Below are 26,554 nucleotides of genomic sequence, written 5' to 3'. Positions count from 1 at the left end.
TCGCGAGGCGGCCGCCGCTACTTCCGGTGCACGTCATGCGCCACGAAGGAGATTTCCGGCGGCGGGCGGTCCAGCACCCCGGGCTGCTCCAGCGTGCGGCGAATATCGCTCAGCCCGCTGCGCCAATGCTCGCGCATGGCCTCGGTGCTGAACTCATAGTCCTTGGAGTGCCGTTCGTAGTGCTTGGCCTCGTAGATGAGGTTGACGATGTTGACGGCCGGCGTGCAGGCCTCGGCCCGGATATCCGCGAGTTCAGGGCTGTCGCGCTCGTCTTCGGGCAGGCGCTCGAGCAGGCGCTGCAGGCCGCGGCGCAGGCGCAGCACGCGCGCGAAATTGTCCGTCACTATCCGGGTGCGGCTGGAATACTGGATGTCCTTCTGCCTTTCGGCCACCTCGTCCATGGTGGTGGGCAGGGGCCCGCGGGCCGGCCAGAGATCCACCTGGAAGGCCAGCGTGTCGCGCAGGGGCGAGTCCGACAGCACCTTGGCCAGCGGCGTGTTCGAGACCATGCCGCCGTCCCAGTAGTACTGCCCGTCCACCTCGATGGCGGGAAAGCCTGGCGGCAGCGCCCCGGAGGCCATGACGTGCTCCAGGCGCAGGACGCGGTCGCGGCTGTCGAAATAATTGAAGTTGCCGCTGCGCACATTGACCGCGCCGAAGCTGGCGCGCACCCCGCTCTTGTTGAGCAGGTCGAAATCGACGAAGCGCCGCAGGGTCTCGGCCAGCGGCGCCGTGTCATAAAAGCTGGTGGAGGCCTGGCCCGCGTTGCGCAGCAGATAGGGCGAGGGATAGCGCGGCGTGAAAAAACCCGGCTGCCCCTGCCAGACCGCGTTGAGCGCGGCCAGATGGCCATTGACCTCGGGCGAGCCGAAGCCGAAAGGCAGGCCCTGGAACATCGGCCCCCAGACATCGCCCCAGGGCAGGCTGGCGAAACCGGTGGGGCGGCAGATGGCCTCCCAGAAACCGCGCAGCCGCTCGACCCGCTCGTCCTCGGGCGAGCCGGCGATGATGGCGGCATTGATGGAGCCGATGGAGATGCCCGAAATCCAGTTGGGCCGGATACCGGCCTCGTGCAGGCCTTCGTAGACGCCCGCCTGGTAGGCGCCCAGGGCGCCGCCGCCCTGCAACACCAAGGCCACCGTGTCATAGGCGCCCGATGGGCGCCGGTTGGCGGCGCGCTTGCCGGCGCCAGCCGGATCCTGCTTGGCCATGCTTGCGTCCCGCCCGCGGTTCTACTTGGCCGCCGGCGCCGCGCCACCGGCAAGAAAAGGATATTTCTGAAAGATCAGCGCGACGGCGGCATTGACGCGCTCCTGGTCCTGGGACCAATTGGGATCGGTCACTTCGCCGGTGGCCACGCCCTCCCAGACCAGCTGCTTGCGGCGCCGGTCCACGAGGTCCACATTGAGGGTGCCCTCGGTGTATTGATAGACATCATCGCCCCAGCCATAGCCCGGCCATCCGCCATAGAAGCCGCCGCGGTAGGCGTAGTACGGCATGGGCGGCGGCGGCGCCGGCACGACCTGAACCTTGTCGGCCAGCTTGGCGCTGAAATTGACCTGCAGGTCGGGCTGCTTGTCGTCGTAGACGTAGCCGCGGCGCTGCATCTCGCCGCGCACGGCGGTCTTGAGGCGTTCGGTCAGCAGGCTGCTATAGCCGGCGCGGTCGGTCCCCAGGGCAGGCATGAAGCCATAGCTGCGATACTGGCTGAAATCGACCTTGTGGTCGTAATCGCTGCGCACCGTCGGCTTGGACGCGCAAGCCGCGAGCGCGCCCGCCAGCGCCATTACACCGACTATCCTGGGTATTGCCTGCATCATCGTCTCCGCGCGGACCTGAGGGTGATTGATCTTGCCCTGAATACGAACAACTTGCAATAAACTCCCTGACACCTCTTTTGTCGGACCCGACCGAATGGCCCCCTCCCCCGACCTGGAACTCGATGGCTCCATCTGGCTGCGCAGCGGCGACCAGACCTGGGGCGGCGCCCAGCGCATCGCCCTGCTGGCCCAGATCGGCGCGACCGGCTCCATCACCGCCGCGGCCCGCGCCGTGGGCATGAGCTACAAAGGCGCCTGGGACGCCATCGACACCATGAACAACCTGGCCGGCGTTCCCCTGGTGGAGCGCGCCGCCGGCGGCAAGGGCGGCGGCGGAACCCGCCTGACCGCCCAGGCGCATGCGCTGATCGCCCGGTTCAACCGGCTGCAGGAAGAACACCAGCGCTTCATGCAGCACCTGGCCAGCCAGGGCCTGGCCGGCGATCTCGACCTCATGAGGCGTTTCATGCTCAAGACCAGCGCGCGCAACCGTTTACTGGGCCGTGTGGAAGACGTGCGGCCCGGCGCCGTCAACGATGAAATCCGCATCGCCATCGCCGGCGGCCATGTGCTGCGGGCGACAATCACCCGCGACAGCACGGCCGAGCTGGGCCTGAGGCCGGGGCGCGAGGTCATCGCGCTCATCAAGGCTTCCGCGGTCCTGGTCGGCGTGCCGGGCCCCGGCCTGCGCCTGTCGGCCGACAACCGGCTGCCCGGCCGCGTGGCGCAATTGCGCGGCGGCGCCGTCAACGACGAGGTGGTGATCGACCTGGACGGCGGCGGCACGCTCGCGGCCGTCATCACGGGCGACAGCGCCCGCGAACTGGCGCTGGCCGAGGACAGTCCCGTGCAGGCCATCTTCAGCGCCTCCAGCGTCATCCTCGGCGTCATGGACTGATCAGCTGGCGACGGCCAAGCCCGGATGGGCGGCGATACGGCCATCGCGCACCTCGAAGACGGCATCGCCCAGGGCGTCGATGTCGGCCGGATCGTGCGTGATGAGCATCATGGGCACGGACAGGCCGTCGAGCAGGCGGCGCAGTTCCACCCGCATCTTGCCGCGCAATTGCGCATCCAGCGCGGCGAACGGCTCATCCAGCAGGATGAGTCCGGGCTCGGCCGCCAGGGCGCGCGCCAGCGCGGCGCGCTGCTTCTGCCCGCCCGATATCTGCGCGGGATAGCTGTTGACGACCGGGCCCAGCTCGAAGGCGTCGATCCAGCGCCGCGCCTGGGCCGGCATGCCGCGCCGGCGGGGATTGAGCCAGCCGCCGCGCAAGGCGAATGCCACGTTCTGCCCCACGGTCAGGTGCGGAAACAGCGCGTAGTCCTGGAACAGATAGGCCACGCGCCGCTGCCGGGGCGGCAGGAAGACCTTGCTCGCGCTGTCGTAGAAGACCCGCCCATTGACCGCGATATGGCCCGAATCCGGCCGCAGCAGCCCGGCCACCGCGCGCAGCGCCAGGCTCTTGCCCGCGCCCGAAGGCCCGAACAGCACCACGCGCTGCGAATCGGTGCGCAACCGCACATCCATCTCGAAGCGGCGCCCCTCGGCCTGCAGCGTCTTGCGCAAGGCAATGTCGATCATGCCATCCCCCTGCGGCGCGGCAACAGCCGGCTGGCCAGCAGAAGCGCCGCCACGCAGGTCACCGACGTGATGATCACCAGCAGATTGGCCGTGCTGTCGTCGCCGGCCTGCACCGCCTCGTAGATGGCGATGGACAAGGTCTGCGTGCGGCCCGGCAGATTGCCGGCCACCATCAGCGTGGCGCCGAACTCACCCAGCGCCCGCGCGAAGGCCAGCAGCACGCCGGCCATGATGCCGCGCAAGGCCAGCGGCAGCGTGACACGGAAGAACACCGATGACTCCCGCAGGCCCAGCACGCGCGCCGCGGCCTCCAGCTGCGGATCGACCTGTTCGAACGCCGTCCGCGCGCCCTTGAGCACCAGCGGAAAGGCCACCACGGCCGCCGCGATCACCGCCCCCTGCCAGGTAAACACCAGCGCGATGCCCCAGCCGGCCAGCGCCTCGCCCAGCACGCCGCGGCGTCCCAGCAGCACCAGCAGGTAATAGCCCAGCACCGTGGGCGGCAAGACCATGGGCAGGGTCAAGAGGGAATCGACCAGCTCGCGCGCCGGCGAGCGCCAGCGCGCCAGCCAGAAGCCCGCGGCCGTGCCGGTCAGCGCGCTGATGGCGGTCGCCCAGCCGGCCACCTTCAGCGACAGCAGCAGGGGAACCCACACGGGGTCGTTCATGATGATGGCCTCAAGGCTTCTTGAAGCCGTGGCGCGCCAGAATGGCCTGCCCCTCGTCGGAGCGGGCATAGTCGATAAAAGCCTGCGCGGCGGCCTGGTTGGCCTCGCGCATGGTCAGCGCGATGGGATAGGTGATGGGCTGCGGCGTGGGCACGGTCTCGACCACCTTGACCTTGCCGGGCATCACGGCCGCATCGGTGGCGAACACAAAGCCGGCATCGACCTCGCCGCGCGCCACGTAGTCCAGGCTCTGGCGCACATTCTGGGCCGGCACGCCCTTGGCCGAAACGGCGGCCCACAGCCCCTGCCGCTCCAGCGCCGCCTGGGTGTAGCGGCCCACCGGCACCGAGGCCGGATTGCCATAGGCCACGCGCTTGATGTTCTCGCCCTTGAGGTCGGCCAGGCTGTTGACCGCCGCGCCGCCGGCGGCCGGCACGATCAGCACCAGGGCATTGGCGGCAAAGTCGACCCGGGTGCCGGGACGCACGGACCGGCTTTGCACGGCGCGGTCCATGGCGCGCTGGTCGGCCGAGGCAAACACATCGGCGGGCGCGCCCTGCTCGATCTGGCGCAACAGCACATCCGAGGCGGCGAAATTCAGCGCGACCTTGCTGCCCGGATGCCTGGCCTCATAGGCCTGGCCCAGCTCCTTGAAGGCGTTGGTCAGGCTGGACGCCGCCGACACCGTGAGGTCGGCGGCCTGCGCGGCCGCGCCCAGGCCCAGCGCGGCCAGGACAGGGAGGAACAAGGAAGTGCGGATGTGCATGGTCTGCCCCGGGGTGGCGGGCGCAAGGGCGCCTTGGCCTCGAAATATACCGAGGTATATAGCGATAGTCAAAGAAAAGGGGCCGCGGTCCGGCGGCCCCTGCGGTCAGCCCAGCAGCAAGGCGTCGTCGGAGAGCTTTTCGCCCCGGACCCGCTCGAACATCGCCAGCAGGTCGGGCACGTCCATGCCCTTGCGTTCATCGCCGGACACATCGAGCACGACCTGCCCCTGGTGCAGCATGACCGTGCGGTCGCCCACGTCCAGGGCCTGGCGCATGCTGTGGGTCACCATCATGGTGGTCAGGTGGTTCTCGGCCACGATGCGGGCGGTGAGCTGCAGCACGAAGTCGGCCGTGCGCGGATCCAGCGCCGCCGTATGCTCGTCCAGCAACAGGATGCGCGAGGGCTGCAGGGCCGCCATCAGCAGGCTGACCGCCTGCCGCTGTCCGCCGGACAACAGGCCGATGCGGTCGCTCAGGCGGTTTTCCAGGCCCAGGCCCAGCGTGGCCAGCCGTTCGCGGAAATGCTCGCGCATGGACGCCTTGACCGCGCGGCCGAACCCGCGCCGCGCGCCGCGGCATTGCGCCAGCGCCATGTTTTCCTCGATGGTGAGGTCTTCGCAAGTGCCCGCCATGGGATCCTGGAAGACCCGCGCCACCTGGGACGCGCGAGCCCAGACCGGCTGGCGCGTGACGTCGGCGTCATTGATCTGGATGCTGCCCGTGTCGATGGGCAGATCGCCCGACACGGCATTCAGAAAGGTGGACTTGCCCGCGCCATTGGAGCCGATCACGGTCACGAACTGCCCCGTGGGGATCTCCAGCGACAGCCCGCGCAGGGCCCGCGTCTCGATGGGCGTGCCGGCGTTGAAAGTGATGAAAATATCTTTTGCGCGCAACATCTCAACGCCCCTTCTTGCCGAGCAGGCGGCGTTTCAGCATGGGAATGACCAGGGCGATGGTCACCAGCACGGCGGTCACCAGGTTCAGGTCCTGGGCCTTCAGGCCGATGAAATCGCTGTTGAGCGCCAGCGCGATGAAGAACCGGTAAACGATGGCGCCGATGATGACGGCCAGCGTGGCCAGCACGAGGCGGCGCGAAGGCAGGATGCTTTCGCCCACGATGACGGCGGCCAGGCCGATCACGATGGTGCCGATGCCCATGGAGATGTCGGCGCCGCCCTGGGTCTGGGCGAACAAGGCCCCGGCCAGGCCGACCAGCGCATTGGACAAGGCCATGCCGCCCAGGATCATGGCGCCGGTGTTCACCCCTTGGGCGCGCGCCATGCGGCCGTTGGAGCCCGTGGCCCGCATGGCCAGGCCGCTTTGCGTCGAGAAATACCAGTCCAGCAGGAATTTGGCGGCCAGCACCACCACCACGAGGATGAGCGGACGGGCGACATAATCGCTCAGCCAGCCGGGCTGCAGGATGGTGAAGACCGTGGGCTCGGTGATCAGCGGCACATTGGGCTTGCCCATGATGCGCAGGTTGACCGAATACAGGGCGATCATCATCAGGATGCTGGCCAGCAGATCCATGATGCGCAGCCGCACGTTCAGCCAGCCGGTGACCAGCCCGGCCAGCGCGCCGGCGGCGGTCGCGGCGAGGGTCGACGTAAAAGGATCCACGCCGGAGGAAATCAGGGTGGCGGCCACCGCGCCGCCCAGCGGAAAGCTGCCATCGACCGTGAGGTCCGGAAAGCGCAGCAAACGGAAGGAGATGAATACACCCAACGCAACCAGGCTGAAGATCAGGCCGATTTCCAGGGCGCCGAGCAATGAGAAGAGGGACATGAGAACCTTGGCCGCCCCGGTCTTATGAACCGGAACGACGCTTGAACAGAGGGTTCAGGGCCGCCGCTGGGAGGCGGCCCGATGCACATAGCTTACTTGATGACCTGGGCGGCCGATTTCACGAGCGCGTCCGACAGGGTGACGCCCTGCTTGGCGGCGGCGCCCGGGTTGACATAGAGCTCCAGCTTGCTGCTGGTCTCGGAAGGCATGGCGCCGGGCTTCTCGCCCTTCAGGATGCGGACCACCATCTTGCCGGTCTGCACGCCCAGGTCGCGATAGTTGATGCCCAGGGCGGCGATGGCGCCGCGCTTGACGCTGTCGGTGTCGGAAGCCACCAGGGGGATCTTGGCGTCATTGCCGACCTTGACCAGGGCCTCGTAGGCCGAGACCACGTTGTTGTCGGTATTGGTGTAGATGACATCCACCTTGCCGATCAGGCTGCGGGCAGCCGAGGCGACATCGACCGTGCGCGGCGCGGCGGCCTCGACCAGGGTCATGCCAGCCTTGGGCAGCAGCTCCTGCAGCTGCTTGACCACCACGACGGAATTGGCTTCGCCGGGGTTGTAGACCATGCCCACCCGCTTGGCCTCGGGCACGACCTTCTTGATCAGTTCGATCTGCTTGTCCAGGACCAGCAGGTCGGAGACGCCGGTCACATTGGTGCCGGACGGGCCCATGCTGGGCACCAGCTGCGCGGCCACGGGATCGGTCACGGCCGAATACACCACCGGCACGTCCTTGGTCGCGGCGACCACGGCCTGGGCCGAGGGCGTGGCGATGGCGACGATGGCGTCGGGCTTGTCGCCGACGAATTTGCGCGCGATCTGCGCGGCCGTGCCGGTATTGCCCTGGGCGCTCTGGTATTGCCACTTGAGATTCTTGCCCGCGTCAAAGCCCGCTTGCTTCAGGGCATCCTTGATGCCGTCGCGCACCGAGTCCAGCGCCGGGTGTTCGACGATGGCGGTCACCGCCACCGACTTTTGCTGCGCCGCCGCAGCGCCAGCCGCCATGGCCAGCGCCAGCGCTCCCACGGTCAGAAAATGTTTTTTCCCGATCAGCATAGGAATGCTCCTTCCACCAGATTGATTTGTTTGATTGCGGTTGCTCCCGGCCCCGCGCCACGGGCTTCTGACCCTGTTTGCCGGACCAGGAAACCCCGTAGTCTAACGTGCGGCCCCGGGATTGTGGCGCGGGCCGGGGCGCGGGATATCCCTGAAAGGCCGGGCCGGGCCAAGAACGGATCGATATACTGGACCGCTTCGGCGCCCTCACCTCCAAGGAAGCTCCATGCAGACCCGTCCCTTGGGCCGCTCCGGCCTGGCCGTTCCCCCCATTGTTTTCGGCGGCAATGTCTTTGGCTGGACCGTCGACGAGGCAGGCACGTTTTCGCTGCTCGACGCCATGGTCGACGCCGGCCTGAATTTCATCGATACCGCCGACGTCTATTCCCGCTGGGCGCCCGGCCACCAGGGCGGGGAATCGGAAACGCTCATCGGCAAATGGCTCAAGAAAACCGGCAAGCGCGGCCAGATCGTGCTGGCCACCAAGGTGGGCATGGAGATGGCGCCCGACCGCAAGGGCCTGGCGCCAGCCTATATCCGCCAGGCCGTCGAAGACTCGCTCAAGCGCCTGCAGACCGACCACATCGACCTGTACCAGGCCCACCGCGACGATCCCGACACCCCGCTGGCCGACACGCTGGAGGTCTTCGCCGACCTGATCCAGGCCGGCAAGGTGCGCGCCATCGGCGCCTCGAACTACAGCGCGGCCCGCCTGTCCGAAGCCCTGATCACCAGCGAGCGCCTGGGCCTGCCGCGCTTCGAGAGCGTGCAGCCCGAATACAACCTCTATACCCGCGAGCCTTTCGAATCCGGACTGCAGGCCCTGGTGCAGGCCCAGGATCTGGGAGTGATCAATTATTCCGCGCTGGCCAGCGGTTTTCTGTCCGGCAAGTACCGGCAGGCCGCGGACGCCGGCAAGAGCGTGCGCGGCGCCAAGATTGTCGAGAAATACCTGGATGAGCGCGGCCAGCGGATCTTGGCGGCCCTGGACGAAGTGGCCGAGGCCAGCGGGGCGACGCCGGCGGAAGTCGCGCTGGCCTGGCAGATCGCCCAGCCAGGCATCACCGCCCCGATCGCCAGCGCCACCACGCAAGAGCAGTTAAGCGAACTCATCGGAGCGGCGCGCCTGCGGCTCGGCCGCGAGGCGCTGGATCGTCTGAGCCAGGCCAGCGCCTGGAAAAAATGATAAGCAGCCCCCGGCCTTGCCGCCGAGGGCCCTGCCGCTATTTGACGACGCCGCAGACGATGCGCCCGCCGCCGCCGCCCAGGGGCAGCGGGTGGTCGCTATGGTTGTCGCCGCCGGCATGGATCATGAGCGCATGGCCGGGAAACTCGCTGGCCTTCAGGCGCGGGGCCAGCACCGGGTAGGTGGCCTTGCCGTCGGCCGTCACGTAGAGCGCGGGCAGGTCGCCCTTGTGCCCGCTGTCGTCGTAGGGCCCTTTATGCGCCTTGGTGTTGTCGGGATCCCAGTGGCCGCCCGCGCCGCCCATCGCCACTTGCTTGCCGTCGGCCATGGTGGCATCGCAGGACGGTTTCTCGTGCAGGTGAAAACCATGTATGCCCGGCGGCAGGCCCTCGAGATTCGGAGTCAGCAAGGCGCCGTACTTGGTCTGCTCGATCTTGATGGTGCCCGCTTTTTGCTGCGGCCCCTTGGGGCCATCGACAAACATATCGACGGTCTGGGCCGCCGCGCCCCCGGCCGCCGCCAGCAGGGCGGCGCAAAGGGTCGATTGCAGAAGGGATTTCATGGGCTAGCCTCCGGGAAGGAAAGACAAGGCCGTCGGGACGGCTGGGGCCAGTGTATCTGCGGCCCGAGCCGAGCGGCAATGTGCTTTCCTTATCCGGACCTATTCGCTTGCCAATCCTAATCCAGGGTTACACCGGAATCCTTGACCACCTTGGCCCAGCGGCCGATCTCGCTATCAACATAGGCGCCGAACGCCGCGCCGGTCAGGTTGGGGGTCGCCGAACCGTTGGCCAGCCAGATTTCCTTGATCTTGGGCTGATTCAGCGCCTTGACCACTTCGGCCGTCATCCTGTCGACCGCCTCCTTGGGCGTGCCCGCGGGGGCCCAGAGCGCATACCAGGTCGAGACCTCGTAATTGGGCACGCCGGCTTCCTTGGCGGTCGGCACATCGGGGAAGGCCGGCGAGCGCTGGGCCGAGGCCACGGCCAGCGGCACGATGCTGCCGGCGCGGATGTGGTTGGCCGAGGAGCCCAGGCCATCGAAGGCCAGGTCCACCTGCCCGCCGATGAGCGCCGACAGCATGGGGCCGGCGCCCTGGTAGGGCACGTCCACCAGTTTGATGCCGTTTTGCAGCGCGAACAGCTCGCCGGCCAGGTGGTGCGTGCTGCCCTTGCCCGCGGTGCCGAAGTTGATTTCACCGGAATGCTGCTTGGCGTAGGCGATGAATTCGCCCAGGGTCTTGACCGGCAGCTTCTGCTTATTGATGACGATGACCTGCGGCGGCTGGGCCAGCAGGGCCACCGGCACGAAATCCTTCTGGATGTTGTAGTTCAGGCTTTTGTACAGCGACGGCGCCAGCGCATGGTGGGCGCCGCCCATGAAAAAGGTATAGCCATCGGGCTTGGCCTTGGCGGCCACGCCCGCGCCCACGGTGCCGCCGGCGCCGCCCTTGTTGTCGATGACCACGCTCTGGCCCAGCTGCATGCCCAGTTGCTGGGCCAGCGGCCGGGCGAAGGTGTCCGTGCCGCCTCCGGCGGGGAAAGGCACGATGATGGTCACGGGGCGCTCGGGCCACTGCGCCTGGGCGGCAGGGGCGGCCAGGGCAGCCAGGGCGGCGCAAGCCGCGACGATGATGCGATGCTTCATGGGGTTCTCCTCCTCGGGATGTGTCTCGCGGCGCTCGCCGCGTCTGTTATGCCCGCGCGCGCCCGGAAGGGGCGCCGCGACTGTCCTCCACCACGAACTGCGGTCACTCTCGGTCTGCGCCTCTTGCACCTCGACTGGAAAGAGAAATCGGAAAAGGGGGCCTCGCCCCCTTCGCAGAAACATCACAAGGCTTGATAGGTCTCGCGCAGCACGTTCTTCTGCACCTTGCCCATGGTGTTGCGGGGCAGCTGCTCGATGACATGGATGCGCTTGGGCACCTTGAAATTGGCGATGCGCGACTTCAGGACCTGCTGCATGGCCTCGGTGTCCAGCCTGGCCTGCGCCTTGGGCACCACCACGGCCACCACCGCTTCGCCGAAGTCCGGATGCGGCACGCCGATCACGGCGGACTCGGCCACCCCGGGCATGTCGTCGATCACGCTTTCGATTTCCTTGGGGTAGACGTTGTAGCCGCCGGAGATGATCAAATCCTTGCTTCGCCCGACGATGGACAGATAGTCCGCCGGCACGGCGCCGGCCGCCGCCTCGCCGCCCCAGCGGCCCACATCGCCGGTCTTGAACCAGCCATCGGCGGTGAACTCTTCGCGCGTTTTCTCGGGCATGCGCCAATAGCCCGAGAAGACATTGGGACCGCGCACCTGGATATTGCCGATCTCGCCCGCGGGCAGGGGCCGGCCCTGATCATCGACCACGCGCACCTGCACCCCAGGCAAGGCCCGGCCCACCGTGCCGCCCAGGCGCTCGCCCAGCTGCGCCGCATAGGGATTCGAGGTCAGCATGACCGTCTCGCTCATGCCATAGCGCTCCAGGATGGTGTGGCCGCTGCGCTCGCGGAAGGCATTGAAGGTCTCGGTCAACAGCGGCGCCGAGCCCGAGATGAACAAACGCATATTGGCGCAGACCTCGCGGTTGAACCGCGCATCGCTCAACAGGCGCACGTAATAGGTCGGCACGCCCATCATCACCGTGCTTTGCGGCAGGTAGTGCAAGGCCTGCTCCAGGTCCAGCTTGGGCAGCCAGATCATGCGCGCGCCGGCCAGCAAGGCGCCGTGCGAAGCGACGAACAGCCCATGCACATGGAAGATGGGCAGCATGTGCAGCAGCACATCGTCCTGGCGCCAGCCCCAGTAGTCATGCAGCACCCGGGCATTGGCGGCCAGATTGCCGTGCGTCAGCATGGCGCCCTTGCTGCGGCCCGTCGTGCCCGAGGTGTAGAGGATGGCCGCCAGGTCATCGGGCTGGCGCGCCACGGTCCGGAAGCTGCGCGGCATGCCGGCCGCGGCGGTCAACAGCGTGCCCTGGCGATCTTCGTCCAGCGTGAACACATGGCGCGTGCCGGCGGCATCGGCCACGCGCCGGACCCAATCAAGATTCTTGCTCGCGCACACCACCACGGCCGGCTCGGCATTCTCCAGGAAGTACTGGACTTCCGATTCGCGATAGGCGGTATTGAGCGGCAGGTAGACGTAGCCCGCGCGCAGCGTGGCCAGGTAAAGCAGCAATGCCTCGGGGGACTTCTCGACCTGGACGGCCACCCGCGCGCCCTTGGGCAGCTTGAGCGAGGTCAGCAGATTCGCCAGGCAGGCGCTGGCCTGGTCGATGTCCTTCCAGGTGTATTTCAGTTCGGGCGTCTCCAGCGCGACCTTGTTGCGGTCCTTGGGAAAGCCCGACGCCAGGACGGCGTACAGATTGGCATTGCTCACCGTGTTCAGTCTCCATGAAATTGCGCTTTTTCGCCGGCCAGGAAGGCGCGCACGCCCTCCTGATGATCGCGGCTGTCGGCATACGAGAAAAATTCGAAGTACTCCGCTTCGCTCAGGGGCGTGCCCTGCGCCAGGCGGCGGGCCAGGCGTTTGTTGCGCCGCGCGGCATCCGGCGCGCCGCGCAGGATGTCCTCGACCGAGGCCTTGACCGTGCCCGCCAGCGCGCCGTCCTCGGCCACCCGCGTCAGCAGGCCCAGCCGCAGCGCCTCGGCGGCATCGAAAATCCTGCCCTCCAGCAGCAGGGCGACGGTGGCCGCCCGGCCGGCCAGGGCCAGCAAGCCCTGCATTTCGTCGGGCGCCATGGGAAAACCCAGGCGGTTGATGGGCGCGCCAAAGCGCGCCCGAGGCGAAGCGATGCGGATATCGCACTGCGCGGCGATCTCCAGACCGCCGCCCACGCAGACGCCATCGATCTCGGCCACCACGGGCTGGGGGCACTCCGCGATGGCGGCCAGCGCCGGGGCCAGGATGTCGCGGTGATAGCGCATGACCGCGGCCTGCCCGGCGCGCACGCGCGGAAACTCGCGGATATCGGCGCCAGCGGCGAAATTGCCCCCGGCGCCGCGCAGCACCACGCAATGCACGCCAGGATCGGCCGCGATCTGGCCGAAAACCTCGCGCAGGCGCTGCCACATCGCCACGGTGATGGCGTTCAGACGCCCGGGATGGGCGAGCTCGACCCAGGCCACCCTGCCCTGCCGCCGCCAGTCAACGGTGCCGTCCATGCGCTATGCCACCCGTCCGAAGGCGCGGCTGGCCGTGATCTTGCCGTCCTGCAGGCGCGCCAGATTGCTGTCCAGGTCGTCCAGCACATAGAGGTAGTTGACCATCATGCCGCAGGATTGCTCCAGGCCTTTGTCGGAGACATCGGCCGCCCAATTCAGTCGTTCGAGGCGGGCGCCATTGCCCAGATGAAAGCGCGCCACCGGATCCAGCGGCTGGTCGTTCTTCAAGGTCTGCAGATAATGGGCGGCCAGTTTCACGCCGGCCCGGCGCAAGGCTTCGGAAGGCTTGCCGCGCGCGGCGCGGCCCAGGCGCGCCACCCAGCGCTGTCCGTCGGGCGCGCGGTGCTCGCTGTCCTGGTCGCCGCGCACGATGCGCTCGACCTCGGCTCCCTTCAGGCGCGCCAGCCAGGCGGCAAAGCCCGGTATGGGAGACAGCGTGGCGAAGGACTTGAGCTGGGGCAGCTCCTGCAGGAGGCGTTCGATCACGCGCTTGAGCAGGAAATTGCCGAAGCTGATCCCGCGCAGGCCCTCCTGGGTATTGGAAATGGAATAGAAAATGGCCCAGCGCGCCCGGCCCAGATCCTGCATGGGCGCCTGGGGATCGAGCAGCGATTGCACGCTGTCGGACATGCGCGCATCGAAGGCGATCTCCACGAAGATCAGCGGCACATCCGGCAGCTGCGGGTGGAAATAGGCATAGCAGCGGCGGTCCGGCGCCACGCGGTGGCGCAGGTCATCCCAGGACTGGATGGCATGGACGGCTTCGTACTTGATCAGCTTTTCCAGCAGCGATGCCGGCGAATCCCAGGTCAGCGGGCGCAGCTCCAGCAGCCCCACGTCGAACCAGGCCGACAGCAGGCCTTCCAGCACCTGTTCCAGGGGCTGCAGGCCGGCCACCTGCTTGCGCCAGCGCAGCATGTCGGCGCGCAGCGCCACCAGGAAGCGCAGGCCCTCGCGCTGGGCATTGAGGCGTTTGAACAAACGCGCGGCTTCTTCGCCCGCGGGGTTGAAACGCGCGTGCGCGCGCACCAGGCCGGCGAGCAGCGCGCGGCGGCGCGCCCCATCGCCCTGCTGGTAGGCCGCGCACCAGGCGGCGGCCAGTTTGTTGGCGCGCACATCGGTGGCGCGCGCCTCGAACAGCGCGAGGATCTCGGTATCGGCCAGGCGGTCGCGCTCCAGCAGGCGGCCCAGGCGCGCCATCAGGCTGTTGCCGCCGGGGGCCTCATCAGCCGGTTCGCGCGGTTCCGCGACGCGCGCGGACATGGGTCTGTCCAGGGATGACATGATCTTGATCCTCCGAATCGGGCAGCCCCCCGCTGGGCTGCATTGCCGCCAATCGGCGCAGGGCATCCATCTGCCGCAGCAGGTGCTTGCGCGTGAGCGCCTCGGCCCCTTCGGGATCCCGCGCCTGCAAGGCGGCATAGATCGCCAGGTGTTCGGCGCAGGACTCCTGCAGGCGGCCCGGCAGCGCGAGGCTTTTGTGCCGGAACAGGCCGACCACCTTGCGCAGCTTGTCCACCATGTCGGAGAGCCAGCGATTGTCCGCCAGCGCCTGCACCGCCACATGGATGCGGTAGTTGGTGTCGTAGTAGTCGTCCACGCGCCCGGCCGCGGCCTGTTCGCGCAGGCTCTCGTGCAAGGGGCCCAGCGCCTGCAGGTCGGCCGCCGTGGCCTTTTGGGCGGCCTCGTAGGCGCAGCGCCCTTCCAGCATGGCCATGAGCGGGAATATCTGCTCCAGGTCGCTGACCGCCAGCTCGTTGACAAAGCTGCCGCGGCGCGGCTCCAGCCGCACCAGGCCCTCGTTGGCCAGCACTTTCAGGGCTTCGCGCAAGGGGGTGCGGGAAATGCCCAGCTGCTCCGTCAGGCGCACCTCGTCTATCCACTGCCCCGATGCCAGGGCATGCGAACGGATCATGTCGCGCAGACGGTCGGCGACCTCCAGGTAAAGCGCCTGGCGGACGATGGGAGCAGCCATGGCCTATCCATAATTCATAATTACAGCCATGGTAAACCGTCCCAGAAGCGCTGTCTGCCCCGGGAGAAACCCTTAAAAATCAGAGATAAAGCGTGCCATTGACGGCATGGCGCGATAGCGAGCGGGCCCAGCGCCGGGCCGGCAGCCCGTACTGGGACTCCACCGTCTCGGCCCGCGCCAGCAGCTCGGCGGGCGTGACCGCCAGCGGCGGGCCGGCAAACGCCAGCACGATCTGGTTGCCCGCGTCGATTTCGGGCAGGAGAATGATGCGATCGTCGAAGGCCTTGGACAGGTTGTCGATGTTGCGGCCAAAGCTCTCGTGGCGGCCGAAAAGGTTGACCACCAGCACCCCGACCTCGCCCAGGACCCGGCGGCAATCGCGGTAAAAGCCCACGCTGTCGCGCACCGGTCCTTCGGCCTTGGCGTCGTAGAGATCCACCATCAGCACCGGGCAGCGTCCCGCGTTCAAGGGATCGGCCACCCAGACGGCGGCATCCTCATGGTGCACGGCCAGACGCGCGGGCGTGGGCAGCTTGAAGAACATCTGGCAGACGGCGGTCACCTGGGGATTCCACTCCACCACGTCCAGGGAGCTGCGCGTGTGTTTCAGGCAGAAGCGCGCAAGCGAACCCGCGCCCAGCCCCAGCAGGCCGATGGATTGCTCGCGCGGCGGCTCCAGGAACAGCAGCCAGGCCATCATCTGCGCGGTGTATTCGAGCACCAGTTCGGCCGGATTCTTGATGCGCATGGCGCCCTGTATCCATTCGCTGCCGAAGTGCAGGTAGCGAATGCCGTCGGCTTCCGACAGGGAGGGCTGGTCAAGCATGGAGGGTTGATTGCGTCGCGACATCGCGGCATTGTAGCGATAGCCCGGAGGAGACCATTGTGCACGACAATTTTTCCAGCACCCAGATCACCCGCAAGGTCGTATTGCATAGCGCCGACGGTGTCGTCGCCGCCCAGCATCGCAAGGCCGCCGAGGCCGGCGCGGCCGTCCTGGCCGCCGGAGGCGACGCCGTCGACGCCGCCGTGGCCACGTCTTTTGCCGCCGGCGTGGTCGAACCCTGGATGAGCGGCCCCATGGGCGGCGGCGCCATGGTCATCTATCGCGCCGACACGCAGCAGGCCCGGGTGGTGCATTTCGGCATGCGTTCGCCCGCCGCCCTGGATCCGGCCGACTATCCCCTGGCCGGCGATGGCAGTGTGTCGGCCGATCTCTTTCCCTGGCCTGCCGTGGTGGACGACCGCAATTGCCGCGGCGCCAGCGCCGTGGCCGTGCCCGGCACGGTGGCCGGCATGGCCGCCGCGCACCAGGCCTATGGCCGGTTGCCCTGGCGCGATACGCTGCAAGCCGCCATCACCCTGGCCGAGGAAGGCCCGCTCATCGATTGGTACACCACGCTCATGATCGCCGGCTCGGCCCGCTGGCTGGCCCGCGACCCCGCGGCCGCCGCCCTCTTCCTGGACGAGGGCCGGTGGCCCAAGGCCAGCGGCTGGACGGCCACGGCCAGCAACCGGCTGGACTTCCGGCGCGCGGCCCAGACCCTGCGCCAGCTGGCCGATGAAGGCGCTCGGGCGCTCTATGGCGGCGACATCGGCCGCGCGCTGGCCGCCGACGTCCAGGCCCTGGGCGGCCGCCTGGCCCTGAGCGATCTGCAATCCTATGAAGCCCAGTGGCTCGATGCGCTGGCCATCCCCTACCGGGGCGGCACCGTCTATGCCACGCCCCAGATGACCTCGGGCCCCAACCTGGCCCGCTGCCTGGGCCGCCTCGAAACCCTGCTGCGACCCGAGGGCCGCCCCGGCCCGGAGGCCTTCGAGCGCTATGCCGAGGTCCTGCTGGACGAATACCAGTGGCGCTTCCGCAACATGGGCGACAACGAGGACCCGCGCTCGCCGGCCTGCACCACGCATTTCAGCATCGTGGACCGCCACGGCAATCTGTGCGCGGTCACCCAGACCCTGCTGTCGGCCTTCGGTTCGCACGTCGTCGCGCCCTCGGCCGGCATGCTGCTGAACAACGGCATCATGTGGTTCGACCCCGAGCCCGGCAAACCCAATTCGCTGGCGCCGGGCAAGCGCTGCCTGATGAATATCTGCCCCGTCGTGGGCCGCCAGGACGAGCGCCTGTTCGCCCTGGGCGCCTCCGGCGGACGCAAGATCCTGCCCGCCGTGCTGCAGCTCACGTCCTTCCTGATGGACTACGGCATGTCGCTGGAAGAGGCCTTTCATCATCCCCGCATCGACGCCAGCACCGACACCCTGATCGTCGACCCGGCCCTGGGCGAACTGACGCTGGCCGCCCTGGCCGGCCGCTTTCCGCATGCCCAGGCCCGGCGCGGCGTCTATCCCTTCGCCTACGCCTGCCCCAGCGGCGTGCTGCGCGACGGCCGGGGCAACCAGGGCTGCACCGAAATCATGTCGCCCTGGGGCGATGCGGCGCTGGCCGAACATCAGGCCCGCCCGATCCAGCCTTCCTGAGCCAGGCTCCCTCCCCTTGAGCGCGGCCTGAGAGCCGCCGCGCGCCCGCAAAAAAAACCCGGACCCGGCGCGATGCCGGATCCGGGCCTTCGGGGACTGGGCCCTCGCGCGGAGCGCGCTTATGCGCCTTCGCGGGCGGCGCGGCGGCGCTCGTGCTCTTGCAGGTGGCGTTTGCGCAGGCGGATGGACTTGGGCGTGATCTCGACCAGCTCATCGTCATCGATGAATTCCACCGCGTACTCCAGCGTCAGCTGGATGGGCGGCACCAGGCGCACGGCCTCGTCCGTGCCCGAAGCGCGCACGTTGGTCAGCTGCTTGCCCTTGATCGGATTGACGACCAGGTCGTTGTCGCGGCTGTGGATGCCGATGATCATGCCTTCGTACAGCGGCTCGCCGGGGCTCACGAACATGCGGCCGCGGTCCTGCAGCTTCCAGAGGGCATAGGCCACGGCGTCGCCGTTGTCCTGGCTGATCAGCACGCCATTGCGGCGCTCGCCGATCGAGCCTTCACGCACCGGCGCGTACTCGTGGAAAGTATGGCTCATCAGGCCCGTGCCGCGGGTGAGCGTCAGGAACTCGTTCTGGAAGCCGATCAAGCCGCGCGCCGGAATGATGTATTCCAGGCGGGTGCGGCCGCGGCCATCGGGCTGCATGTCCTGCAGGTCGCCGCGGCGGCGGCCCAGCTCTTCCATCACCCCGCCCTGGTGCGCGTCTTCGACGTCCACCGTCAGGGCTTCGAAAGGCTCGCACTTCACGCCGTCGATGTCCTTGAACACCACGCGCGGACGCGAGACGGCCAGCTCATAGCCTTCGCGGCGCATGGTTTCCAGCAGGATGGTCAGGTGCAGTTCACCACGGCCCGACACTTCGAACACCGTGTCGTCGCCGGTGTCGCGCACGCGCAGCGCCACGTTGGACTTGAGTTCGCGGTCCAGGCGGTCGCGCAGCTGGCGGCTGGTCACGAACTTGCCTTCGCGGCCGGCCAGCGGCGAGGTGTTGACCATGAAGTTCATGGTCAGCGTGGGCTCGTCGATGCGCAGCACGGGCAGCGCCTCGGGCGTGCCCGGATCGGTCACGGTCGTGCCGATGTTGAGATCTTCGATACCGTTGATCAGGACGATGTCGCCGGCTTCGGCCTCCTCGACCACCTCGCGCTCCAGGCCGCTGAACTTCAGCACCTGGTTGATGCGGCCGCGCTGGACCTGGCCTTCGGGGCCGAAGCGGAAGGCGACGTCCATGCCGGGGCGCATGCGCCCGCGGTTGACCCGGCCCACGCCGATCTTGCCGACGTAGCTGTTGTAGTCCAGCGAGATGATCTGCATCTGCAGCGGGCCGTTGGGATCATCGTCGCGCTGCGGCACATGCTGCAGGATGGCTTCGAACAGCGGGCGCATGTCGCCGCTGCGCACGTCCTCGCTCAGGCCGGCGTAGCCCGACAGGCCCGAGGCGTAGATCACCGGGAAGTCCAGCTGCTCTTCGGTGGCGCCCAGCTTGTCGAACAGTTCGAAAGTGGCGTTGATGACGAAATCCGGACGGGCGCCGGGACGATCGATCTTGTTGACCACGACGATGGGCTTCAGGCCCAGGGCCAGCGCCTTGCGGGTCACGAAGATGGTCTGCGGCATGGGGCCTTCCACCGCGTCGACCAGCAGCAGCACGCCATCGACCATGGACAGCACGCGCTCGACCTCGCCGCCGAAGTCGGCGTGTCCCGGGGTGTCGACGATGTTGATGTGGGTGCCCTGGTATTCGACGGCGCAATTCTTGGCCAGAATCGTGATGCCGCGTTCTTTTTCCAGGTCGTTCGAGTCCATGACCCGTTCAGCAACCGCCTGGTTTTCGCGGAAGGTGCCGGATTGGCGCAGCAATTGGTCGACCAGGGTCGTCTTGCCGTGGTCCACGTGGGCGATGATGGCGACGTTGCGCAATGCGCGGGTCATAGCAGGTCCTTTAAGTTCAGTTGGCGGGCAGCAAACCCGCCGGCAATTCATTGATCGCAAGCAAGGCCGCCTTGGGATCGGGCATCGCTTGCAGGGCATCCAGGGTGATTGCGCGGTCCAGGGAGAACGGCCCGACCTGGGTGCGGCGCAAGGCCGCCAGGTGGGCATAGCACCCCAACGCGCGCCCGATATCCTGGGCCAAGGTGCGGATGTAAGTCCCTTTACTGCACGCCACATCGATCTCCGCCTGGCGCCCTGTAAACGACAGCAGTTCGATGCGATAAATCGTGACCCGCCGAGGCGGGCGTTCCAGTTCGATGCCGGCGCGGGCATACTCGTACAGCGGCTTGCCGTCGCGCTTGAGCGCCGAATACATCGGCGGGATCTGCTCGATGCTGCCCTGGAATCGTGACAGCACTTCGCGCAGCGCCGCCTCGTCGGCGCCATCCCAGCCGGGCTCGGCCCGCGCCACGATATTGCCGGTCAGGTCGCCGCTATCGGTCTCCTCGCCAAACTGCAAGGTGGCCCGGTAGGTCTTGTCGGCCTCCAGCATGGCGCCGGAGATCTTGGTCGCCCGGCCCATGCAGCACAAGAGCAGGCCCGTGGCGAAGGGGTCCAGCGTGCCGGTATGGCCGGCCTTGGCCGCATCCAGCGTGCGCTTGGCGCGTTGCAAGGCGTGATTGCTCGACAAACCCACCGGTTTGTCCAGCAACAACACACCATCGAGCGGCTGCCCGCGTCGTTTAGCCATCGTCGAGATCCGAAACAGAGAAAAAAGCGACGACAGCCCGATCAGGACTGGTCTTCAGGCTCGTCGGGGACGCCCGACTGCGGACCGCGGTTGGCGCGGTCGATCAGCATCGACATCTCGATGCCGCGCTCCAGCTGCGGATCGTGAACGAAACGCAGCGTGGGAACCGTATGGATATGCAAAAGCTTGTAGAGCTGCGAATGCAGCCAGCCGGCCTTTTCGTTCAGCAAGGCGGCGGCGGTCTCGGGCTCGGCGCCCAAGACCGTGAAGAACACCTTGGCGTGCGCGTAGTCGGCCGACAGCTCCACCCCGGAGAGCGTGATCAGGCCAGCGCGGGTCATGTCGATCTCGCGCTGGATGATCCCGGCCAGATCCTTCTGGATCTGTTCGGCCAGCCGCAGATTGCGGCCGGGGATGGATTTAGACTTATGACGGCTCATGTAACAACAACCCGCGCGGGGCCCTGTTTTTTACAGGGTACGCGCAATTTCCTTGATTTCAAAGACTTCGAGCTGGTCGCCCACCTCCAGGTCATTGCTGCCGCGCAGCGTCAGGCCGCAATCGAAGCCCGACTTGACTTCCTTGACGTCGTCCTTGAAGCGGCGCAGCGAATCGAGCTGCCCCGTCCAGATGACCACGTTGTTGCGCAGCAGGCGGACCTGGGAATCGCGGCGGACCACACCGTCGAGCACCATGCAGCCGGCGACCGTGCCGATACGGGAGATGGTGTACACCTCGCGCACTTCGACCTGGCCGATGACCTCTTCTTTCTTCTCGGGCGCCAACATGCCCGACATGGCCGCCTTCACCTCATCCACGGCGTCGTAGATGATGTTGTAGTAGCGCAGGTCGATGCCGTTGTTTTCGGCCAGCTTCTTGGCGCTCTGGTCGGCGCGGACGTTAAAGCCGATGACCACCGCATTGGAGGCGATCGCCAGATTGACGTCGCTTTCCGAGATGCCGCCCACGGCGGCATGCACCACCTGCACGCGCACTTCGTCGGTCGACAGCTTGGTGAGCGCGGCCACCAGGGCTTCCTGCGAACCTTGCACGTCGGTCTTGACGATGAGCGGCAGGGTCTGCGTGCCTTCGCCCATGTTGTCGAACATGGACTCCAGCTTGGCGGCCTGCTGGCGAGCCAGCTTGACGTCGCGGAACTTGCCTTGGCGGAACAGGGCGATTTCGCGCGCCTTGCGCTCGTCGCTCAGGGAAATCAGCTCGTCGCCGGCGGCGGGCACCTCGGTCAGGCCCTGGATCTCGACCGGAATCGAGGGACCCGCGGTCTGGATCTGCTTGCCGTTCTCGTCGAGCATGGCGCGCACGCGGCCAAAGCTCGCTCCGGCCAGCACGACGTCGCCACGCTTGAGCGTGCCGCTTTGCACCAGGATGGTGGCCACCGGGCCACGGCCCTTGTCCAGGCGGGCTTCGATGACCAGGCCCTTGGCGGGCGCATCGATCGGCGCCTTGAGCTCCAGGATCTCGGCCTGCAGCAGGACGTTTTCGAGCAGCTCGTCGATGCCGGCGCCGGTCTTGGCCGACACGGGCACGAAGGGCACGTCGCCGCCGTATTCTTCAGGCACGACTTCCTCGGCCACCAGCTCCTGCTTGACGCGGTCCGGGTTGGCTTCGGGCTTGTCGATCTTGTTGACCGCCACCACCAGGGGCACGCCGGCCGCCTTGGCATGGTGGATGGCTTCGCGCGTCTGCGGCATGACGCCGTCATCGGCGGCCACGACCAGGATCACGATGTCGGTCGCCTTGGCGCCGCGGGCGCGCATGGCCGTAAAGGCTTCGTGGCCCGGGGTATCCAGGAAGGTCACGCTGCCGCGATCGGTTTCGACGTGATAGGCGCCGATGTGCTGCGTGATGCCGCCGGCTTCGCCCGCGGCGACCTTGGCGCGGCGGATGTAGTCCAGCAGCGAGGTCTTGCCGTGGTCGACGTGGCCCATGACGGTCACGACCGGCGCGCGCGGCAGGGCTTCGGCCTCGGCGGCGCCCGGGGTTTCGTCCAGGAAGGCTTCCGGATCGTCCAGCTTGGCGGCGATCGCGACGTGGCCCAGTTCCTCGACGACGATCATCGCGGTTTCCTGGTCCAGCACCTGGTTGATGGTGACCATCTGGCCCAGCTTCATCAATTGCTTGATGACCTCGGCGGCCTTGACGGACATCTTGTGCGCCAGATCGGCCACGGAGATGGTTTCCGGCACGTGGATTTCACGCGCGATGAATTCCTGCGGCGCGGGCTCGTGACGGCGATCGTTGTGCTGATTGCGGCCGCCGCGGCCACCCTTGCCGCCGCCCTTGCCGCCGGCACGCCAGCCATCGCGGGTGCCAGGCGTGGCGGCCGCCTTGTCGGCCGGCTTCTTGCGCGAAGCGTCATCGCTCCAGGTCGAGGACACCTCGGCCGTCTTGATGGTCTTCTTGCCGCCAGCGCCGACAGCCGGCTTGTTGGCGCCGCCCTCTTTCTTGGGCGCGCCAGCGGCGTCTTTCTTGCCGGCCGGCTTATGCAGGGTGCCGGACAGGGCCGTATTGCTGGCGGGCGCCTGCTCGGGCTCGGGAGCGCGCAGCACCTTGCGCGGCCGGTTGAGCATTTCGCGCAGGGCGGCCGCTTCGGCCTCCGCGGCGCGGCGCGCGTCTTCGCGGGCGCGGTCGGCGGCCGCGGGCGCGGCCACGCGGCGCTCGACGGCCTGCGGACGCGCCGCGTCGGCCTTGGGCGCGGTCTGGGCGGATTCGGATTGGGCCAGCGGGGCCGAGGACTTGGGAGTTATTTCAGTTTGAGCTTGCACAACGGATTCAGGCCCGGCTTCTTGAGTCGTGGGCGCGGCGACAGATTCTTTCTTGGCTTCGGGCTCGACCGGCTGTGCCGTGGATTGCTTGCGGGAAGCCGCGGGTTGGGCGGACTGGGGCTCTGCTTCAGCCTTGACCGCGGGAGCAGGCGCCGGCGTTTCCGCCGGAGCCGGGGTTTCGGTGGCGGCATCTGCCGCCGGGGTCTTGCTGGATTCGGCGGCCTGCGGCTCGGGCGCCGGCGGCGCCGGTTCGGCCGCCGCGGCCTCCTCGGGCTTGTCCGCCTCGGGAGCTTCGGTCTTGGGCGCTTCAGTCTTGGGCGCCTCGGCCTGAGCGGCAAGCTGCGGCGCCTCGGCCACAGGAGCGGTCTCGGGCGCCGTCACCGGCGCGTCGGCCGGCTCCTGCGCGGCCTCGGCGGCCGCCTGTTCGGCGGCGGCCTTGGCATCGGCGGCGGCTTCCGCGGCCAGCTCGGCCGGATCGCGCTTGACGAAGACGCGCTTTTTACGGACTTCGACCTGAATCGTCCGCGACCGCCCCGTGGCGTCCGCCTGGCGGATCTCGGAGGTCTGGCGGCGCGTGAGGGTGATCTTCTTGCCTTCGGTCGCCCCATGCGCGCGCCGCAGCGAGTCGAGCAATTTCGCCTTGTCGCTGTCGGTGACGGCATCGTCGACCGATTTGAGGTCAACACCAGCCGAACGCAACTGCTCCAGCAGCACGTTGGCAGGCATTTTCAGCTCGGTAGCGAACTGGGCGACAGTATTACTCGACATTAGGCTCTCTTCCCTATCTGCAGCTATTTACAAATTCCAACGCGGGGCGGTCCAGCAACGCCAGGCAGCGGCGCGCTCATTCCTCGTCGAACCAGTGGGCGCGCGCACGCATGATCAGCTCGCTGGCCTGCTTCTCGTCCATGCCGGCAATCTCGGCCAGCTCGTCGGTCGCCAGTTCGGCCAGGTCATCCCGCGTGTGCACGTTGCGCTCGGCCAGCTTGGCGGCCAGTTCGGGCGTCATGCCTTCCAGTTCGAGCAGGTCCTGCGCGGTTTCCAGGCGTTCTTCCTGGGCAATGGCCTCGGTAAGCAGGGCATTGCGGGCGCGGGCGCGCAGCTCGTTGATCGTATCTTCGTCAAAAGCCTCGATCTCCAGCAGTTCCTGCATGGGGACATAGGCGATTTCTTCCAGGCCGGTAAAGCCCTCGTCGATCAGGATGTCGGCGACTTCTTCGTCCACATCCAGCTTGTCCATGAAGGTGGCGCGCAGCGAAGCACGCTCGTTCTCCTGGCGGTTGAGGCTTTCTTCCGGCGTCATGATGTTGATCTGCCAGCCGGTCAGCTCGGAGGCCAGACGCACGTTCTGGCCCTTGGCGCCGATGGCCTTGGGCAGGTTTTCTTCGTCGACCACGACATCCATGGCGTGCTTGTCTTCATCGACCACGATGGACTCGACATTGGCCGGGGCCAGCGCGCCGATCACGAACTGCGCCGGATCTTCCGACCACAGCACGATGTCGACCTGCTCGCCGCCCAGCTCGTTGCGCACGGCGGTCACGCGCGAACCGCGCATGCCCACGCAGGTGCCGATGGGGTCGATGCGCTTGTCGTAGGCCACCACGGCGATCTTGGCGCGCACGCCGGGGTCGCGGGCGGCGGCCTTGATCTCGAGCAGGCCCTGCTCGATCTCGGGCACTTCGTTTTCGAAGAGCTGGCGGATGAACTCGGGCGAAGTGCGCGACAGGATGACCTGCTGGCCGCGGGCGGCGTGATCGACACGCAGCACGAAGGCGCGCACACGGTCGCCCACCCGGAGGTTTTCCTTGGGGATCATCTCGATGCGCGGCAGGCGGGCCTCGATCTTGCCCGTCTCGACGATGCAATCGCCCTTGTCCATGCGCTTGATCGTGCCCGAGATGATGGTCTCGCCACGGTCGAGGAAGTCATTGAGCACCTGTTCGCGCTCGGCATCGCGGATCTTCTGCAGGATGGCCTGCTTGGCGGCCTGCGCGCCGATGCGGCCGAACTCGACCGGCTCCAGCGGCTCTTCGATGTAATCGCCTTCCTGGAGGTCGGGCGAAATCTCGCGCGCATCCGACAGCAGCTCCTGCTTGTCCGGCTCCTGCAGGCCGGCCTCGTCAGGCACCACGAGCCAGCGACGGAAGCCTTCATGGCTGCCCGTTTCACGATCGATCGAGACGCGGATATCGGCGTCTTCCTTGAAACGCTTTTTCATGGCCGAAGCCAGCGCGCTTTCCAGCGCCCCGAACACGACTTCACGTGTCACGTTCTTTTCACGCGCCAGAGCGTCGACCAACAGAAGAATTTCGCGACTCATCGCTTTTTGCCCTTGAAATCCAGAACGGGATCCAGCTTGGCGCGCTCGATGTCATCGAGCGTGAAGCTCAGTACCTGAATATCGTCCTTCTTTGCCTCAAATTCGAGACCGAACACCGTCTTGCCGTCGGCAGATGGTTCCGCCAGCCGCAGGATGCCGGTAAACACTTTGCGCCCGTCAACCGCCTCGCGCAGCTTGATCTCGACGCGCTCATCCGCGAACCGGCGGAATTCCGCCTCGGTACGCAGGGGACGGTCAACGCCGGGCGAGCCCACTTCAAGACGCTTGTAATCGATGTTCTCGACCTCGTAGACGCGCGACAATTGGCGGGAGACCTGTTCGCAATCTTCGATGCGAACGCCTCCCTCGCGGTCTATGGTCACGCGCAGCAAGCCCAGCGCGGCACGTTCGACATCGACCAGTTCGATGCCCATGCCCGCCAACGCTTCTTCGGTCAGTGCGAATAAATCTGCCATACGCTCAAAAAAAATGGGCTGCATGCCCAGCCCACCGTGTTGCCCGGACTGCCGGCTCTGTCCCCGCCCATGCGGAAACGGCCTAGCAGACCGAACGCTCTGCGACCTTTGTCGCCACTGCCCGCGGCCAGGCGCCGCCAGGCTCAACTCCCGGCCAGGGCCGAGTGCAATAGCGTAGCTCGTCTTTCTTTCGATTGCCTTTTTGCCGAAATCCCAGTGTTGGGACTCCGCAAACGCCAGTTGCCCCAGGCCTTGCTCAGCCACCTCAAGGGGCAAGCAGGTTAAGGGCAAACACGGATCAACTACGGTAAAGACGCGCCAGGAAACAAATGATTTTACCAGATAAACCGGAAATTTTCCTGATTCATCCAGGGTTTACGCGATAAAGGGACGCGCCCCACCGGCAATGGTGGTTCGCGCCCCACAGGCGGTCAACGATCGCCGCGTCCGCCGCGCCCGCCCAGAAAGCCCAGGCGGGATTCGTGGGCCGCGGCGCCCTTGGGCTGCCAGTCGTCGCCACGGGCCTCGCCGCCACGGCGCGGGCGCGATTTATTGCCGCCAGCCGGCTTGGCCGCGTTCTTGGCGCGGGCCGGATTCTTGCCGGCGGCCTTGGGACCGGCCGCGGCCGGTTTGGCCGACCGGCCGCCCGCCGGCTTGCCGGCCGCGGGCTTGCCCGCCGCGCCGCCCGCCGCATTCGCCGCGGGTTTGCCGCGGCCGCCAGCGGCCCGTTTGCCGCCGCGCGCGCCGGCCGGCTTGGCCGCGCCGGACTGGCCCGCGCCCTGCCCGCG

Annotated in this window: 24 protein-coding genes and 1 pseudogene; 3 read left to right on the top strand and 22 right to left on the bottom strand. The window is 67.4% G+C overall.

Going from position 1 to position 26,554, the window contains the following annotated elements:
• Positions 1 to 17: 17 nt before the first annotated feature.
• On the bottom strand, positions 18 to 1,211 hold the full coding sequence (locus tag L540_RS18915; RefSeq protein ID WP_043214642.1) for a DUF3734 domain-containing protein: 1,194 nt from the start codon (positions 1,209 to 1,211) through the stop codon (positions 18 to 20).
• 21 nt (positions 1,212 to 1,232) lie between these two features.
• A complete protein-coding gene (locus L540_RS18910) occupies positions 1,233 to 1,817 on the bottom strand; it encodes a DUF4136 domain-containing protein (protein WP_180961683.1) in 585 nt (194 codons plus the stop codon).
• Positions 1,818 to 1,914: 97 nt separating this feature from the next.
• On the opposite strand from L540_RS18910, the gene L540_RS18905 reads away from it, so the two are divergent.
• Positions 1,915 to 2,718, top strand: a complete 804-nt coding sequence (locus tag L540_RS18905) for a TOBE domain-containing protein (RefSeq protein WP_043214640.1) — start codon at positions 1,915 to 1,917, stop codon at positions 2,716 to 2,718.
• On the opposite strand, the gene L540_RS18900 is transcribed toward L540_RS18905, so the two are convergent.
• The 6 genes from L540_RS18900 to L540_RS18875 form a co-directional block, all read right to left on the bottom strand.
• Positions 2,719 to 3,405 (bottom strand): ATP-binding cassette domain-containing protein, encoded by a 687-nt coding sequence (locus L540_RS18900; RefSeq protein ID WP_043214637.1) that lies wholly within the window; start codon positions 3,403 to 3,405, stop codon positions 2,719 to 2,721.
• A complete protein-coding gene (gene modB, locus L540_RS18895) occupies positions 3,402 to 4,073 on the bottom strand; it encodes a molybdate ABC transporter permease subunit (protein ID WP_043214636.1) in 672 nt (223 codons plus the stop codon). The genes L540_RS18900 and modB overlap by 4 nt, the downstream gene beginning before the upstream one ends.
• A 10-nt stretch (positions 4,074 to 4,083) precedes the next feature.
• Entirely contained in the window at positions 4,084 to 4,839 is a 756-nt protein-coding gene (gene modA, locus L540_RS18890; RefSeq protein WP_043214635.1) for a molybdate ABC transporter substrate-binding protein, read from the bottom strand.
• A gap of 105 nt (positions 4,840 to 4,944) precedes the next feature.
• Positions 4,945 to 5,739: an ABC transporter ATP-binding protein gene (locus L540_RS18885; RefSeq protein ID WP_043214632.1), complete on the bottom strand. Its 795-nt coding sequence runs from the start codon at positions 5,737 to 5,739 to the stop codon at positions 4,945 to 4,947.
• A gap of 1 nt (position 5,740) precedes the next feature.
• Positions 5,741 to 6,631 carry an ABC transporter permease gene (locus L540_RS18880; RefSeq protein ID WP_043214630.1) on the bottom strand — a complete coding sequence of 297 codons (891 nt, stop codon included), beginning with the start codon at positions 6,629 to 6,631 and terminating at the stop codon, positions 5,741 to 5,743.
• Positions 6,632 to 6,723: 92 nt separating this feature from the next.
• A complete protein-coding gene (locus L540_RS18875; protein WP_043214628.1) occupies positions 6,724 to 7,692 on the bottom strand; it encodes an ABC transporter substrate-binding protein in 969 nt (322 codons plus the stop codon).
• Between the two features lie 226 nt (positions 7,693 to 7,918).
• On the opposite strand from L540_RS18875, the gene L540_RS18870 reads away from it, so the two are divergent.
• On the top strand, positions 7,919 to 8,878 hold the full coding sequence (locus L540_RS18870; RefSeq protein ID WP_043214626.1) for an aldo/keto reductase: 960 nt from the start codon (positions 7,919 to 7,921) through the stop codon (positions 8,876 to 8,878).
• Positions 8,879 to 8,915: 37 nt separating this feature from the next.
• Here the strand turns inward: L540_RS18870 and sodC are convergent, their stop codons facing one another.
• The 7 genes from sodC to L540_RS18835 all read right to left on the bottom strand — a co-directional run bounded on the left by sodC (position 8,916) and on the right by L540_RS18835 (position 15,859).
• Positions 8,916 to 9,440: a superoxide dismutase family protein gene (gene sodC, locus L540_RS18865; RefSeq protein WP_043214622.1), complete on the bottom strand. Its 525-nt coding sequence runs from the start codon at positions 9,438 to 9,440 to the stop codon at positions 8,916 to 8,918.
• A gap of 116 nt (positions 9,441 to 9,556) precedes the next feature.
• Positions 9,557 to 10,525 carry a Bug family tripartite tricarboxylate transporter substrate binding protein gene (locus L540_RS18860; protein ID WP_043214620.1) on the bottom strand — a complete coding sequence of 323 codons (969 nt, stop codon included), beginning with the start codon at positions 10,523 to 10,525 and terminating at the stop codon, positions 9,557 to 9,559.
• A gap of 182 nt (positions 10,526 to 10,707) precedes the next feature.
• A complete protein-coding gene (locus L540_RS18855) occupies positions 10,708 to 12,249 on the bottom strand; it encodes a malonate--CoA ligase (RefSeq protein ID WP_043214618.1) in 1,542 nt (513 codons plus the stop codon).
• A gap of 5 nt (positions 12,250 to 12,254) precedes the next feature.
• Complete coding sequence (locus tag L540_RS18850; RefSeq protein WP_043214616.1) at positions 12,255 to 13,034, bottom strand: enoyl-CoA hydratase/isomerase family protein; 780 nt, start codon at positions 13,032 to 13,034, stop codon at positions 12,255 to 12,257.
• Positions 13,035 to 13,037: 3 nt separating this feature from the next.
• A complete protein-coding gene (locus tag L540_RS18845) occupies positions 13,038 to 14,318 on the bottom strand; it encodes a malonyl-CoA decarboxylase domain-containing protein (RefSeq protein ID WP_165590434.1) in 1,281 nt (426 codons plus the stop codon).
• A complete protein-coding gene (locus L540_RS18840) occupies positions 14,260 to 15,009 on the bottom strand; it encodes a GntR family transcriptional regulator (protein WP_043214612.1) in 750 nt (249 codons plus the stop codon). Before L540_RS18840 ends, L540_RS18845 begins: the two co-directional genes overlap by 59 nt.
• Before the next feature lie 79 nt (positions 15,010 to 15,088).
• Positions 15,089 to 15,859, bottom strand: a complete 771-nt coding sequence (locus L540_RS18835; protein WP_043214610.1) for a class I SAM-dependent methyltransferase — start codon at positions 15,857 to 15,859, stop codon at positions 15,089 to 15,091.
• Positions 15,860 to 15,894: 35 nt separating this feature from the next.
• Between L540_RS18835 and L540_RS18830 the strand changes: the two genes are divergently transcribed.
• Positions 15,895 to 17,490 (top strand): gamma-glutamyltransferase, encoded by a 1,596-nt coding sequence (locus tag L540_RS18830; RefSeq protein WP_043214608.1) that lies wholly within the window; start codon positions 15,895 to 15,897, stop codon positions 17,488 to 17,490.
• 119 nt (positions 17,491 to 17,609) lie between these two features.
• Here the strand turns inward: L540_RS18830 and typA are convergent, their stop codons facing one another.
• The 7 genes and pseudogenes from typA to L540_RS18795 form a co-directional block, all read right to left on the bottom strand.
• On the bottom strand, positions 17,610 to 19,430 hold the full coding sequence (gene typA, locus L540_RS18825; RefSeq protein ID WP_043214606.1) for a translational GTPase TypA: 1,821 nt from the start codon (positions 19,428 to 19,430) through the stop codon (positions 17,610 to 17,612).
• Positions 19,431 to 19,446: 16 nt separating this feature from the next.
• Positions 19,447 to 20,181 (bottom strand): tRNA pseudouridine(55) synthase TruB, encoded by a 735-nt coding sequence (gene truB, locus L540_RS18820; RefSeq protein ID WP_043214602.1) that lies wholly within the window; start codon positions 20,179 to 20,181, stop codon positions 19,447 to 19,449.
• 41 nt (positions 20,182 to 20,222) lie between these two features.
• On the bottom strand, positions 20,223 to 20,621 hold the full coding sequence (gene rbfA / locus L540_RS18815) for a 30S ribosome-binding factor RbfA (RefSeq protein WP_029579367.1): 399 nt from the start codon (positions 20,619 to 20,621) through the stop codon (positions 20,223 to 20,225).
• Positions 20,622 to 20,651: 30 nt separating this feature from the next.
• Positions 20,652 to 23,735: a translation initiation factor IF-2 gene (gene infB, locus L540_RS18810; RefSeq protein WP_043214600.1), complete on the bottom strand. Its 3,084-nt coding sequence runs from the start codon at positions 23,733 to 23,735 to the stop codon at positions 20,652 to 20,654.
• A 76-nt stretch (positions 23,736 to 23,811) separates the two neighbouring features.
• Complete coding sequence (gene nusA, locus L540_RS18805) at positions 23,812 to 25,290, bottom strand: transcription termination factor NusA (protein ID WP_043214598.1); 1,479 nt, start codon at positions 25,288 to 25,290, stop codon at positions 23,812 to 23,814.
• Positions 25,287 to 25,766 (bottom strand): ribosome maturation factor RimP, encoded by a 480-nt coding sequence (rimP, locus tag L540_RS18800; protein ID WP_043215532.1) that lies wholly within the window; start codon positions 25,764 to 25,766, stop codon positions 25,287 to 25,289. Before rimP ends, nusA begins: the two co-directional genes overlap by 4 nt.
• A gap of 431 nt (positions 25,767 to 26,197) precedes the next feature.
• Positions 26,198 to 26,554, bottom strand: a pseudogene (locus L540_RS18795) (23S rRNA pseudouridylate synthase B); the annotation flags it as partial.

Source organism: Bordetella pseudohinzii, assembly GCF_000657795.2.
GTDB classification, from domain to species: domain Bacteria; phylum Pseudomonadota; class Gammaproteobacteria; order Burkholderiales; family Burkholderiaceae_B; genus Bordetella; species Bordetella pseudohinzii.
Note: the sequence above shows the minus strand (reverse complement) of the source record. Positions and strands in the feature narration are given on the sequence as shown.